General features: G+C 45.1%; 14 protein-coding genes (1 of these 14 cut by a window edge). 6 read left to right on the top strand and 8 right to left on the bottom strand.

The window, feature by feature from the left end:
• Positions 1–190 carry the end of an SDR family oxidoreductase gene (locus LEP1GSC052_RS10960; RefSeq protein ID WP_020985669.1) on the top strand. Its footprint begins 629 nt before the window's first position, so 190 of the gene's 819 nt are visible here — the last part of the coding sequence; its start codon lies beyond the left edge, outside the window; its stop codon occupies positions 188–190.
• Between the two features lie 300 nt (positions 191–490).
• Positions 491–892 carry a DoxX family protein gene (locus tag LEP1GSC052_RS10955; RefSeq protein WP_243398028.1) on the top strand — a complete coding sequence of 134 codons (402 nt, stop codon included), beginning with the start codon at positions 491–493 and terminating at the stop codon, positions 890–892.
• 125 nt (positions 893–1,017) lie between these two features.
• On the opposite strand, the gene LEP1GSC052_RS10950 is transcribed toward LEP1GSC052_RS10955, so the two are convergent.
• Both LEP1GSC052_RS10950 and LEP1GSC052_RS10945 read right to left on the bottom strand, forming a co-directional pair.
• Positions 1,018–1,893 (bottom strand): PcfJ domain-containing protein, encoded by an 876-nt coding sequence (locus LEP1GSC052_RS10950; RefSeq protein WP_040913484.1) that lies wholly within the window; start codon positions 1,891–1,893, stop codon positions 1,018–1,020.
• A gap of 447 nt (positions 1,894–2,340) precedes the next feature.
• Positions 2,341–3,483: a hypothetical protein gene (locus LEP1GSC052_RS10945; protein ID WP_040912961.1), complete on the bottom strand. Its 1,143-nt coding sequence runs from the start codon at positions 3,481–3,483 to the stop codon at positions 2,341–2,343.
• Between the two features lie 114 nt (positions 3,484–3,597).
• On the opposite strand from LEP1GSC052_RS10945, the gene LEP1GSC052_RS10940 reads away from it, so the two are divergent.
• Positions 3,598–4,545: a hypothetical protein gene (locus LEP1GSC052_RS10940; RefSeq protein ID WP_010575841.1), complete on the top strand. Its 948-nt coding sequence runs from the start codon at positions 3,598–3,600 to the stop codon at positions 4,543–4,545.
• A gap of 150 nt (positions 4,546–4,695) precedes the next feature.
• Here LEP1GSC052_RS10940 and LEP1GSC052_RS10935 read toward each other — a convergent pair whose 3' ends face one another.
• The 4 genes from LEP1GSC052_RS10935 to LEP1GSC052_RS10920 form a co-directional block, all read right to left on the bottom strand.
• Positions 4,696–5,556, bottom strand: a complete 861-nt coding sequence (locus tag LEP1GSC052_RS10935; protein ID WP_020986082.1) for a VOC family protein — start codon at positions 5,554–5,556, stop codon at positions 4,696–4,698.
• Between the two features lie 64 nt (positions 5,557–5,620).
• Positions 5,621–6,007, bottom strand: coding sequence for a hypothetical protein (locus LEP1GSC052_RS10930; protein ID WP_010575839.1), 387 nt, complete (start codon positions 6,005–6,007; stop codon positions 5,621–5,623).
• A gap of 13 nt (positions 6,008–6,020) precedes the next feature.
• Positions 6,021–6,509 carry an SRPBCC family protein gene (locus tag LEP1GSC052_RS10925; protein WP_010575838.1) on the bottom strand — a complete coding sequence of 163 codons (489 nt, stop codon included), beginning with the start codon at positions 6,507–6,509 and terminating at the stop codon, positions 6,021–6,023.
• An 11-nt stretch (positions 6,510–6,520) separates the two neighbouring features.
• Positions 6,521–6,892, bottom strand: coding sequence for an ArsR/SmtB family transcription factor (locus LEP1GSC052_RS10920; RefSeq protein ID WP_010575837.1), 372 nt, complete (start codon positions 6,890–6,892; stop codon positions 6,521–6,523).
• 865 nt (positions 6,893–7,757) lie between these two features.
• On the opposite strand from LEP1GSC052_RS10920, the gene LEP1GSC052_RS10910 reads away from it, so the two are divergent.
• Both LEP1GSC052_RS10910 and LEP1GSC052_RS10905 read left to right on the top strand, forming a co-directional pair.
• Positions 7,758–8,084, top strand: a complete 327-nt coding sequence (locus tag LEP1GSC052_RS10910) for a hypothetical protein (RefSeq protein ID WP_010575835.1) — start codon at positions 7,758–7,760, stop codon at positions 8,082–8,084.
• Between the two features lie 56 nt (positions 8,085–8,140).
• Positions 8,141–9,637: an ABC-F family ATP-binding cassette domain-containing protein gene (locus tag LEP1GSC052_RS10905; protein WP_010575834.1), complete on the top strand. Its 1,497-nt coding sequence runs from the start codon at positions 8,141–8,143 to the stop codon at positions 9,635–9,637.
• Positions 9,638–9,747: 110 nt separating this feature from the next.
• Here LEP1GSC052_RS10905 and LEP1GSC052_RS10900 read toward each other — a convergent pair whose 3' ends face one another.
• Both LEP1GSC052_RS10900 and LEP1GSC052_RS10895 read right to left on the bottom strand, forming a co-directional pair.
• Positions 9,748–10,185, bottom strand: coding sequence for a carboxymuconolactone decarboxylase family protein (locus LEP1GSC052_RS10900; RefSeq protein WP_010575833.1), 438 nt, complete (start codon positions 10,183–10,185; stop codon positions 9,748–9,750).
• A gap of 64 nt (positions 10,186–10,249) precedes the next feature.
• A complete protein-coding gene (locus LEP1GSC052_RS10895; protein WP_010575832.1) occupies positions 10,250–10,900 on the bottom strand; it encodes a TetR/AcrR family transcriptional regulator in 651 nt (216 codons plus the stop codon).
• Positions 10,901–11,024: 124 nt separating this feature from the next.
• Between LEP1GSC052_RS10895 and LEP1GSC052_RS10890 the strand changes: the two genes are divergently transcribed.
• Positions 11,025–12,392, top strand: a complete 1,368-nt coding sequence (locus LEP1GSC052_RS10890; protein WP_010575831.1) for a flavin-containing monooxygenase — start codon at positions 11,025–11,027, stop codon at positions 12,390–12,392.
• Positions 12,393–12,489: the final 97 nt, after the last annotated feature.

Raw genomic sequence — 12,489 nt, 5'->3', positions numbered from 1 at the left:
AGCCCCTAAGAGAAACATCATGTCTCCGGAAGAATGCGCGCGACTGATCGCAAGGGCAATCTCAAAACGGAAAAGAGAATTGGTGATGACCTTCGGCGGAAAGCTCATACCTTGGATCAAACTTTTTGCTCCGGCTTTCGTGGATCGGACGATTGCGAACGCAGTGAACAGGTTTTACGCTTCGGAATAATTTAGAATATTATGAAATTGTTGAGTATTGCTTGTTATGTCTTCTGAAATCGAGCGCATTCGCTTTCCCGAAAAGGGAATTCTCTAAAGCAATTCGATATTGCTTTTCCCGAGCCGGGCATGTACGACAAAAATTTCCGAACGTAATTTTATGCCCGATGGGTTTGTCGCATAAAATAATCGATCAAAGAAAAATTTAAATCAACCGAAGTCGGTTTTGAAAGGGAGAATTTTCGGAGTTCAAAAAAATATTTTTGAGTTCTCCATTAAAAACTCTTTCCTTTTTTCGGAGGCTTATACAATGATCTCCCGATTGATTTTTGCGATCGGAGTTTTCATGAAAAAAATTCTTCTCTATTCTATGTCCGCGTTTTACCTCTTTGCGGGCATCAACCACTTCGTAAACCCGGGCTTTTATCTAAGAATGATGCCTCCTTATCTCCCCGCGCATTCCATATTGAATTGGATCAGCGGAGGCGCTGAAATCCTTTTTGCATTGGGTCTTTGGTTTCGTCCGACACGAACCTGGGCTTGTTACGGAATCATTCTTTTGTTGATCGCGGTCTTACCGGCAAACGTTTATATGTTGCAAGCGGCCTTGGCGGGGGAACCGTTCGGTTTCCCGATTTGGGGTTTGTACGTTCGATTGCCGTTTCAATTGGTTTTTATCGCGTGGGCTTGGTTCGTCCGAGACGTCGAGTGAAGTCGAAGCGATTTTTCGTAGCCTTGATTCTTAGATACATTCAATTGATTGAATGTACGAATCGGTCGGTTTAAAGCGGGAGCCTCAAAAGATGAAAAGAAATTTCCCGCTTAAAAGGGTCGCTGTTATCTCGCAAAGATCCAATCCGGAGGAATCCCTAGACGGAACGCGTCTCCTAAAACGAAAATACCGTTTCGGATTCTCCAGGCTTCGATCTTTTTCATCGTCGCCGCGTTTGCCTTTTTGTTGAAAGCCGCAAAGACCTGGTCGAGATACCAATCGCCGTTGATATGAAACAAGGACAACGTGCAACGTTCCGGAGTGAATATTCGATAAATATAATATTTCCCGTCGACTATATCCTTGTCGTAGCTGAAGATACAGTTGTGCTGGGACTTGGATTCCAAGAATAATTCTTTGCGGGAATGGATCGGTTCCAGCCAATCTTCCGTATCGATCGGAGGAAGCGGATAGTTTAGATCCGGTCCGACAAAAACCTCCCTTTGCAACTTGGAAATCATTTCTTTCTCAAGACGATAAAGCTGATCCAGGGAACGAACCTTCCAATACGGGGAGAATTTTTTGACCTCGTAATAAACTTGAAAGATCTCATCGCAATTCTCGAGTTTCAGATCGGAATTCTCAAAACGCACCGCAAGGTCCGTTAACAAAGGAATATCCCATTTGCCTTTCCAGCTTTTCTTTTGAGCGATCGAAAAAAAATCCAAAATAAATTCGTTGATGATGAAAAGATGATGAAGTGGTTTTCGAAAAGAAGAAATCGAATACAAACTCCGAAACGTTTTAAGATAACCTTTGAGAATTGCGGAACGGCCGACTTTTTCAAGAGCCTTTAAGGAAGCGGGATCAAACCCGAAAAACTCAGCGACCTTTCTTCTTTTTTGAAAGGGAAATCTTATACGGACTTCTTCATAGTCTTCGGGAACGAACTCGAGAAAGGTTTCCGGATGATCGATACAGAATTCCAAAGCGAAAATCATTCGTTCCATATTCTACCTTAACTTTTAGACAACGGATTCACTTTTTTACTTTGACGTTATAAAAAGAATCGATAGGATTCTTTTCGATTTCGGCGTTTGTTTTAGACGATCCGGGATCTCCAAAAAAGAACGGACCGTATCGCCGAGTTTCGTATCTTTTTAATAGACGGGTGAGTCGGTAAGCTCGAGAATTCTTTCGGAATTTTTTTCATGAATCGCCTTTTCCGCTTCTTCCAAAAGTTTTTGGATTTTTTCCGTGTGAGAATATAAAATTTCTCCCTTCGGATTCGGAACGACTCGTTTCGTGGAACGGTAAAACGCGGTTCTCCGATTCCAAGAGTCTACAAAACGATCGATCGTCTTTGGAAAAGAAGGTTTCAGCTGCGAGATTTGAATCGGATTCGGTATATAAGAATATTCTTCTTTTTGAATGTATAAGCGCCTGACTTACAACAATTCTCCTCTGTCTCTCAAGGCGGCTATGAGTTTGGATAATAATTCTTCCTTCATGTAACTGCCGTATTCTTTCCAATTCAAATATAAATTCTTTTCCACTCGCTCCGACCAAAGGATTTTCCCCGTTTGAACTTCGAGACATCTCAATGAAAATGCGATTTTGCCGTTCCCGTTGGAGCGAGCGGGAGGAGCTTGAACGTAATCGAAATCGTCCATAAGAATCAATCGATCCGCGTTCAATAATTTTCCGAGTTGTAGCCGCGAACTTTCCGTAAGACCGGACAAGGAAAGTTGAATTTCCGAAATCACCGGATTCAAACGATTGCGTTCCACGAGAGACAAACCGTGTCTTAAAAAAATTCCTTCGATCGATCCGTAGAGCTCTGAAAAAATTTCGTAACCGGGATCGCTCGTTTTCCCCAAGGAAACAAAAGCGAAGTGATGCGGTTCTCCTTGAATAAAACGCGAACTCAATTCTTGAGACGCGCCTAAATCGTTCTTAAGATCCCTTTCGAATCTTTGAAACGCGACTCTCATAATCGAGAACGTCTTTTTGTTTTGAGAATGATCGAATCGATCCGTAAGCGCCGGAAGAATCGGTCCTAAAACCAAGGGTACGAATCCGAAAAGAGACCGATGATCGATCATGTATTTGTAAGTTCGTATGACCTGGTTCTTTTTTTCATCGAAGAACTCGAACTCGACGCGTCCGTTTGTGGATTCGATCAAAGGAAACAAACCGAGCGTTCCTAAAAACGGAATGTAAGACAATACCGGAGGTCGGACGTCTTCCACGGAAGAACGGATTCTTAATAAAATCTCCGCGTTCGGACTTAGGATAAACAAAGGACTTTGGCGGAATTGGGAAAGAATCTCCGTTGAATAATAACTTTCGATGTCCTTCTCCGAAATGGAAACGTTTAAACCCTTTCTTCTAAGATCGTCGACCGCTGTATGTTTTTCGGTCGGGTCGAAATGGATTCGAATCGGGACGCTTCCGATAAATGGGTTTTTACTTTTATGAAGAAGTTTCTGCGTTCCCAACGCGTCTCCGTTTACGTTCGCTTGGTGTAGATAACATCCGAGGAAAAAAAAGAAAATCGGTAGAAGTGTTGTGATTCGCTTAATGATCATAAGTTTTTGTTTGGATCTTGTTCTCAAAAAATTTCCAGAATTCTATCCTTTTTTATGCCGGAGTCAATTCAAAAAAGGTTTGCCCGCGTTCCTAAAAAAAAGTGAATTGCCTTCGTGAATCTTCTTAATAAATTTCTCTTAACGTTTGTACTTCTGTTTTCATTCGTATCGTTTCGATCGGATGCCTCTCCCGTTCTCGGTAAATGCGAGGTATTTCCCGCCAATCATATTTGGAACACTCCCGTCGATCATTTGCCCGTACATCCTCGTTCCGATGCGTATGTTCGGAGCATAGGAGTCAAAAAGAAATTGAAAGCCGATTTCGGTTCCGGTCTTTGGGAAGGAAGTCCGATCGGAATTCCTTTCACTCTTAAAACGGGCTCGCCGTTGCGCATAACGTTCGAATACGCGGATGAAAGCGAACCCGGACCGTATCCGATTCCCGCAAACCCTCCCATTGAAGGAGGAGAACAGAGCAACGGAGATCGTCACGTTCTTGTCTTGGATGAAAAGACATGCAAACTTTATGAACTCTATCAAGCGCGTAAAAAAGGAAACGCGTGGACCGCGATTTCCGGAGCGATCTTCGATCTCAAATCCAATACGTTGCGCCCAGACGGTTGGACTTCTGCGGACGCGGCGGGGTTGCCGATTTTACCCGGTCTCGTACGTTATGAAGAAGTGAAAGCGGGGGAGATCGCACACGCGATTCGTTTTACCGCGAAACGCACTCAGAAAAAATATCTTTGGCCTGCGCGTCATTTCGCTTCTAAGATTACGGATGAAAACGTTCCTCCGATGGGAGCGCGTTTTCGTTTAAAGGCGAGTTTCAACATAGAAGGTTTTAGCAAAGAGAACCAAGTGATTCTACGCGCGTTGAAAAAATACGGAATGATTCTCGCGGACAACGGATCGGATTGGTTTATGTCCGGAGAACCGAACGAGAATTGGAACAACGATCTTCTTCACAAACTCGGTAAGATCACTGGCGATCAATTCGAAGCGGTAGATTCAGAAAATCTAATGCTTTCTTCCGATTCCGGGGAGGCAAAACAAAACTGAAGGAATAACGAGGGCGCCTCCTTCCGAGGGAAGGACCGCGCTCTTTCGCGGCTCGCTCCGCTCGGTCACTGCGCGACCGCCTTCGGCGCCGCTTCGATCGCTGGCGCGGGGTAAGTTCGTAAAACGCGCGTTAAACGAAACGATCCGAAATCAATTCCCTTCGTAGGCCTCTTTCAGTTTTTTGATTTCGATCTTGTCCATTTGCATCATAGCTTCCATGACCCGATTCGCTTTTTGGCGATCCTGGTCTTGTAAATATTCTCCCAAAATCGGAGGAATTATCTGCCAGCTTACGCCGAATCGGTCCTTGACCCAACCGCATCTTTGTTTTTCTCCGCCTTCGGAAAGTTTTTCCCAATAGTTGTCGATTTCGGCCTGAGTCTCACATTGAACGAAGAACGAAAACGCCGCGCTGAACGTAAACGCGTGCGCCAGGCCGCTGTCCATCGCCATAAAATCCTGACCCGCTAATGCGAAATCGGCTCTTTTGACGGTTCCTTCCGTTTCACCTTCCTCTTTCGCATAACGTTGTACGGTTCCGACTTTTGAATTCGGAAATTGGGAAACGTAAAAACGAATCGCTTCTTCCGCTTTTCCGTGTTGTTTTCCAACGAACAATAAAAACGGTCTTATGTTTTGGGATTCTTTCGAAAGATGAATCTGCCACGAAACCCCGCACTTATCTTGAACCCAGCCGAATTTTTCGCTGAACGGATAAGCTCCGAGTTCCATCAAAACAGTTCCACCGTCGGAAAGTTTTTTCCAAGCCTTGTCGACTTCGGCTTCCGTTTTACAATCCACAAAAAATGAAATCGCCGGAGTGAATTGAAAGTAATCTCCTCCGTTGAAGGATAGGATCTCTTTTCCAAAAATGGAGAACGTAGCGGACATCGCCGTATTTCCCGCCTTACTCAAACCGTTGACCTTTGAATCGGAGAACGCTACAGGATAAATTGCCGCCGCGTCGCCGAGGTTGTTATTAAACATTAAAAATGGGGATATTTTTTGCATAAGTCCTCGCTTTCGTAAATTCGAATATTCTAAATCGATTGTGGTCTTTCTTTTCTACTTGGTCCTACGCGGATCTTTTTTCGAAAATCTTTGCCCCCGCCCAACTGCAAGGCAACGCGATCGCGATGATCGCAAGAGAATACCAAGCCGGACCCGCGTCCCACATCGCAATCGCGCCTATGACGCTCACGATAACGCCCACAACTCCGAGCGCTAAAGCGTGTTGCATTCTTCGATCGGGAGCGAGGCTGGCCGTGACATAGCCGCTCAAAATTCCGAAGACGATTCTATACGCGGTCGCCAACGCAAAAAGCGGATCGGACATGACGACTCCGAACGGAGGATAAACGCCCGTTTGATGAAGGATCATATCCACCGCTGTGGAAAGAATTCCGATGGTTAAAAAACCGGCGAGAACGGCTCCGATACTTTTGAAAATTTTTCGATTCATGTTCTTTCCTTTGTCAAGCGAGAGTGGATAAAAATTCTTCGAGTCGATTGTAATTGTAGTCGAGCCCGTTTTCCATCGGAGAAAGAATCACGCCTTCTCTTGCTTCTTTGGATTCGTAAAGAACGGTGATCGAAAGCAGGGTCGTTTTCGGATCGATTTCCGTAAGAACGGTCGTATCCAACGCTTCTCCGGAATACCAGGACTCGTCGAAAACTTCGGTCGCGACGATTCGTTCGGGCATTACAATTTCCTTATATACTCCGCCCATCCCCATATCTTTTCCGCCTTCACTGCGCCAAACATAACGATATGCGCCTCCGACTTTCAAATCGATCGTACATTCGACGAGGGACCAACCGGGAGGTCCTTCGAACCAACGTTTGAGTAATTCGGGTTTCGTCAATGCGTCAAAAACCAAAGAACGGGGCGAATTGAATTTACGGGTGATTAAGATTTCCCGTTCTCCTTGTGCGACGACTTGTAAATTTTTTGTGTTCTCCATATTGAATCTCCTTAACGTTTCTTTTTGCTTTCTTTTTCTTTGAGGCTCGCTTGTAATTCATCGAGAAGAGCGTCCAGTTTTTCAAAGCGACCTTCCCATAACCTACGATACTTCTCGAGCCAATCGAACGCTTCGGCCAAAGGTTTTGCTTCGATTTGTCTCGGTCGTTTTTGCGCTTCCTTCCCTTGAGAAATCAAACCCGCCCTTTCCAAAACCTTGAGATGTTTTGAAATCGCTGGTTGGCTCATCGAAAACGGTTTTGCCAAATCCATCACGGACGCTTCTCCGTTTGCCAATTGAGCGAGAATGGCTCGCCTTGTCGGGTCGGCAAGAGCCGCAAAGGTGGCGTCGAGCCGATCGGATTCTTTGAGTAGTTGACCCATATTTAATATAACCAATAGGTTATATAATAGAACTTTGCAAGTCTTTTTTAAAAAAGCGGATCTTTTTTCGGGGAGAATCGGGTTTTTTACGACTTTATGCCTGTTTCACATCCGTTTGTAACGGAACAATGAGACATTGTGCCCTTCTCAAAAGTGGAAGTCGGATTAAAATAAAACGAGTGAAAAGCGGTTCGGGGCGGTTTTGATTTTTCTGCAGATCTAATGTGAAGAAGCGATTTTCCATACTCGGCAAAAACGATCTTTGCGGAAGACGATCACTCGAACGACTTGCGGGTTTGGCAACGGGGAATTTTTTTCGATCTTCGAGCGGAAGAATTCGTACCAACGCGATCCTAGTCAAATACAAGGAGAGAATCGTCCTCGAATCCTATTCGTCCGAGTTCGACGAAAATTCTCTTCAACCGAGTGGGTCTTTCGTAAATTCTTTTTAAACGGCGCCCTTGCACGCGCTGTCGCGCAAGAGTTGGAGAATTTTATATTCAAGAAGGCTGGAGACGAAAACATTCTTCCCGAACGTTTCTGAAAAACTGGAGAACAACTACATTCAGAAAACATGATGTTGAAAAGCCGCTTCCTTGGTATTTGTATTGGCTTCCGTTTCCCTCCATGGGCGGGCCGTGTATTGGAACTATAAAAAGGGGAGCGATTCGGAAATTCTTTTTCAGGTTCTTTTTTCCGATTCATTTTTCGCTTCGGGACATTGAGGACAATATCTGATCGTGGATCCTCAAAAGGAACTCGTGGTCGTTCGTTTTGGAAACGATCGGTTGGGTCGATTTCCGATGCGGGAGTTTTTGGAGCGTTTGTTACCGCTCTTGGATACGGGTGGAGATCGAAACGAGCGATGAAACGGTTTAGAAAATTATTATATTCTTTCTTTGTGGTTGAGTTCCTTTTCGCCGCGATTTACGCTTCGGTCTTTTTTCTGCGCTTGATTCCGGATTCTTTGGGGAGAATCTACACGGCCTTCGCTTTCAAAGAAGGTTGTTCCTGTCTTTTTGTGGTCAAAGCTTCCGAGGATTGTTGCAAGGATTACGTTCGTCAATTTTTTGCGCCCGACGTTTGGGATCGGAGCGAGGATTCTTTTCGTATCGAATTCCGTTCTTTCTTTTCCGATTTCGAAAGTCAGGCGATCTTTCGAGGTTCGAGAGGTTGTCGTCTTAATTTTTAAATGCAATATTACGCTTTTTAAAAAATCTGGTTTTAGAAACTCAGAGCGTATCTTTCATGATTAAAATATCCGGCCTGAATAAGGCGTACACAACCAAGGTCCTTTTCGACGATTTAAGTCTAAGCATCAATCGCGGAGAAAAAGTCGGTCTCGTCGGCCGCAACGGGCACGGCAAGTCCACTCTCTTTCAAATGATTCTCGGGAGCGTGGAAGCGGACTCGGGAACGATCTCGGTTCCGAAAGGTTATAAGATCGGTCATCTTCAACAACATCTTCATTTTACCAAACCCACCGTTTTGGAGGAATGTGCGCTCGGTCTTCCCGAAGGAGAAGAATACGAAACCTGGCAGGTGGAAAAAATTCTTTCCGGTTTGGGTTTTTCCGAAGCGGACATGGAAAGAAATCCGAACGAATTTTCGGGCGGTTATCAGATTCGGATGAATCTCGCCAAATTGCTCGTTTCTGCTCCCGATATGTTGATGCTCGACGAGCCGAACAACTATCTCGATATCGTAACGATCCGTTGGCTCGAGGAATTCTTGCGCGAATGGGAAGGCGAAATCATATTAGTAACTCATGATAGAGGTTTTATGGACGCCGTGGTCACGCATACGATCGCGATTCACAGAACCAAGGCGATCAAGGTTCAAGGCGACACGGATAAACTCTACAATCAGATCAATCAATCCGAAGAGATCTACGAGAAGACCCGTTTGAACGAGGCTAAAAAAAGAAAACAGGAAGAGATATTTATCGCGAAATTTAAAGCGAAGGCGAGTTTCGCAAGTCGCGCGCAGTCCCGAGTCAAGAAATTGGAAAAACAAGGAGAGATGAAGGCTCTCGAAAAAATCGAAGACTTGGAATTGTATTTTAATAGCGCGCCTTTTGCGGCCAATCAAATGCTTTCCGCGGAAAACATTTCGTTCTCTTACGATGGCAAGGCTCCGTATCTGATCGAAAATTTTTCGATCAGCGTGGGTACTCGGGAAAGAATCTGCATCATCGGTAAGAACGGTAAGGGTAAGTCCACTCTTTTGAAAATTCTCGCGGGAGAACTCGAACCTTCTAGCGGAGCGGTTAAAAAACATCCGGTGTTAAAGGAAGGTTACTTCGGTCAGACCAACAAACTCAATCTGAACGAAAACGCGACCGTAGTCGAAGAGATTATGATTTCGGATAAGTCCTGCACCGAATGGCAAGCGAGAACGATCGCGGGCGGTTTGATGTTTTCGGACGATCAAGCTCTTAAAAAGATAAAGGTCCTTTCCGGTGGGGAAAAGAGCAGGGTCTTGCTCGGAAAGATTCTCGTGACCCCTTGTAATCTTTTGTATCTCGACGAACCTACGAACCACTTGGATATGCAGTCCTGCGATTCTTTGATTGAAGCGATCGACGGATTCGAAGGTTCCATCGTGATGGTTACGCACGACGAACTTCATCTCCGCGCGGTGGCGACCAAGTTGATCGTATTCGACAATGATACGATCCGTATCTTTGACGGCTCGTATGACGACTTCTTGAACGACGTGGGTTGGTCCGACGAGGATTATTAAGCGAAGAATTCTTCTTTTTGAATATTCGGTATTTTGAATTTGTGATCGATTGCGCTTCGAGCCGGATCCTTAGATAAGAACGGTTTTCGAAGCGCGTTTCGTTTTCGACTTTACTTGGCGGTCATTCCCGTGGAAATCGCGATTCGATTCCAAGAGTTGATCGTGTTGATCAATACGATCAGAGCGACGAATTCCTTTTCGTTGAACTGTTTTCTCACTCTTTCGTAGGTTTCGTCGGGAACTCCTTTGTCCGAAATTTTCGTGACGACTTCGGTGAGTTCCAGAGCCGCCTTTTCTTTTTCGGTGTAGAACTGAGCTTCCTTCCAAGCGTCGAGAAGATAGATTCTTTTCTCCTCTTCGCCCATCGTTCTCAAATCCTTCGTGTGCATATTGATACAAAACGCGCATCCGTTCAGTTGCGAAGCGCGGATCTTAACGAGCTCGTAAAGAACCGGGTCTAGTCCGCCTTGTTTTGCGAATTCTTCCATCTTCAGCATCGCTTGCAACGACTCGGGATAAACGGTCGCGTAATTCAATCTTGTTTCCATGTTGTCTCCTATCTGTAAAGGAAGACGAACCTTGAAACGTTTTGTGACAAAGAACGAAAAAATTTTAAGAGGATTCCCAAGAAGAAAAATACGCGATGACCGCATCGGTCGCCTGGTCCCGCATCATCTTTGAGATTCGATTCTCCTGATAATAACCGCGTTTCATACAAGCGAACGCAATTTCGACTCCGAGCGTCGCGACGTCCGGTTTTTTTGGAAGAAGAAACGGTTTGTCCAATTTGGAAAGCTGGATCCGAACTCCCGCTCCGATATGATCGATCGTAATTTCCTGAGCGAGATACGCGTTCCTGCTGAAAGGACCGCCTAACACGAGTATGCTGGCCACCGGAGTTGAATCATAATAATCCGAAGCTGCGTTTACGAGAACCCGAACCAATTTCTGCCAAGAAAGTTTCGTATCCTTGGAACCCTTGGCAGCGAGAATTTCTCCTACCTTGGCCAAATGTTTTTCGGCGAGATGCGTGAACAAAGAATATTTATCCGGAAAAAATTGATAGATGCTCGCGCGCGGAACCCCTGACTTTTTGGCGATTTCGGGAATCGAAGTCTCTTCGGGTCCGAGTTTTGCGAGCATTCTCTCCGCGGTTTCCAAAACGAGAGCCACTCTCGCTTGAGAACGTTCCTGCAAAGGCGGTTTGGATCGGACGATCGAGGAGCCGTTCGTCGCGTTTTTCGGTTTCGATTTCGGATTCAATTCTTCCCCGATTTAAAAATTTCTTGCACTCAAATCCAACTTAAGTAAGGTCTTTCGGAAATATAACATTTGTTGGATTTTTATTTTCGTCAACGAATGTTCTTTTAACGCTAAGGAGAATCGGATGAAATCGAACGTTAAAGTCTGCGTGGTCGGCGCGGGACCGAGCGGAATCGCCGCGGCTAAGAATTGTGTCGAGTACGGTTTGGACGTGGTCGTTTTTGAAAAGAACGATAAGGTCGGAGGGAATTGGGTCTTCAACGCTAAAACGGGACATTCGAGCGTATACGAAAATACGCATATCATCAGTTCCAAGGCTTGGTCCGAGTACGAGGACTTTCCGATGCCGGAAGATTATCCAGAGTATCCGAATCATAAACAACTTCAGGCTTACTTCGAATCCTACGCGAAACATTTCGGCGTGTATAAAAAAATCCGCTTCAACCATACGATTCAAAAAATCACGAGAATGGAAGACGGAGATTGGAAAGTGGAATATTTGGACGCTTCCAAAAAGAAGAAGGTCGAAGTTTTCGACGTTCTTATGGTTGCGAACGGTCATCACTGGAATCCGAAGTTCCCCGAATACGAGGGAAAATTCACGGGTAAGTTCTTACATTCGCACGACTTCAAAGGAGTTACGAACGAATGGAAGGGTAAGGACGTTCTTGTGATCGGAGGTGGCAACTCGGCTTGCGACGTCGCGGTCGAATCCGCTCGTGTCGCGAACAGCGTCAAGTTGTCGATGAGAAGTCCTCAATGGTTTTTTCCGAAGTTCCTATTCGGTATGCCTTCGGACGTTTTCGCGGCGAAAACTCCGGGATGGATTCCGTCCATCATCAAACAATACACGCTGACGAAGATGCTTCACGTATTACAAGGTTCCTATAAGAATTACGGTCTTCCCGTTAATACGACATTGGCTTTGAGTCATCACCCGACTTTGAATTCGGATCTTCTCGATTTTATCCGTCACGGAAGAATCAAACCTCGTCCTGCGATCAAAAAACTACACGGCAAGGAAGTCGAGTTCGTGGACGGCACGAAAGAAAAGTTCGACATCATCTGCGCTTGTACCGGGTTTTGGACCACGTTTCCGTTCTTTGATAAGTCGTTTATCGATTTTCAGCACGTGGAAAAGATTCCCTTGTTCCGCAAAATGATGCACAACGATTATCAAAATCTTTACTTTATCGGTTTGTTCCAGCCCGTGGGTTGTATCTGGCCGATGGCGGATTATCAAGCCAAACTCGCTTGTCTTGAAATATTAGGAAAATATAAACGACCGAAAGATCTAAAGGCCGCGATCGAATATGAAATCGCACATCCTCACTTCACCTTCGGCGGCGGACAAAGACACGCGGTGGAAGTGGATTATCACGCGTTCCGTAAGGAACTTCGATTGGAACTTCTAAAAGCCGGAGTCGACATCGGAAAACCTCCCGGCGGCAATAAGAAGCTGTATAAGAAGTTTACGAAAGTCGCGAGTTAAACCGTTAAAAAAGAATCCGCCGATACGCGGCAAAAGTATCGGCGGATTTAAGTAACTTTTTGGAGATCAACTTAATCTTTAAAATTTCTTTTGGCTT

The organism is Leptospira kmetyi serovar Malaysia str. Bejo-Iso9 (genome assembly GCF_000243735.2).
Lineage (GTDB): Bacteria > Spirochaetota > Leptospiria > Leptospirales > Leptospiraceae > Leptospira > Leptospira kmetyi.
Note: the sequence above shows the minus strand (reverse complement) of the source record. Positions and strands in the feature narration are given on the sequence as shown.

Bases quoted from the DNA above. Each gene is read 5' to 3' on its own strand.
- LEP1GSC052_RS10955 (WP_243398028.1), top strand. From the start codon at position 491: ATGATCTCCCGATTGATTTTTGCGATCGGAGTTTTCATGAAAAAAATT.
- LEP1GSC052_RS10950 (WP_040913484.1), bottom strand. From the start codon at position 1,893: ATGATTTTCGCTTTGGAATTCTGTATCGATCATCCGGAAACCTTTCTC.
- LEP1GSC052_RS10945 (WP_040912961.1), bottom strand. From the start codon at position 3,483: ATGATCATTAAGCGAATCACAACACTTCTACCGATTTTCTTTTTTTTC.
- LEP1GSC052_RS10935 (WP_020986082.1), bottom strand. From the start codon at position 5,556: ATGCAAAAAATATCCCCATTTTTAATGTTTAATAACAACCTCGGCGAC.
- LEP1GSC052_RS10930 (WP_010575839.1), bottom strand. From the start codon at position 6,007: ATGAATCGAAAAATTTTCAAAAGTATCGGAGCCGTTCTCGCCGGTTTT.
- LEP1GSC052_RS10925 (WP_010575838.1), bottom strand. From the start codon at position 6,509: ATGGAGAACACAAAAAATTTACAAGTCGTCGCACAAGGAGAACGGGAA.
- LEP1GSC052_RS10920 (WP_010575837.1), bottom strand. From the start codon at position 6,892: ATGGGTCAACTACTCAAAGAATCCGATCGGCTCGACGCCACCTTTGCG.
- LEP1GSC052_RS10910 (WP_010575835.1), top strand. From the start codon at position 7,758: ATGAAACGGTTTAGAAAATTATTATATTCTTTCTTTGTGGTTGAGTTC.
- LEP1GSC052_RS10905 (WP_010575834.1), top strand. From the start codon at position 8,141: ATGATTAAAATATCCGGCCTGAATAAGGCGTACACAACCAAGGTCCTT.
- LEP1GSC052_RS10900 (WP_010575833.1), bottom strand. From the start codon at position 10,185: ATGGAAACAAGATTGAATTACGCGACCGTTTATCCCGAGTCGTTGCAA.
- LEP1GSC052_RS10890 (WP_010575831.1), top strand. From the start codon at position 11,025: ATGAAATCGAACGTTAAAGTCTGCGTGGTCGGCGCGGGACCGAGCGGA.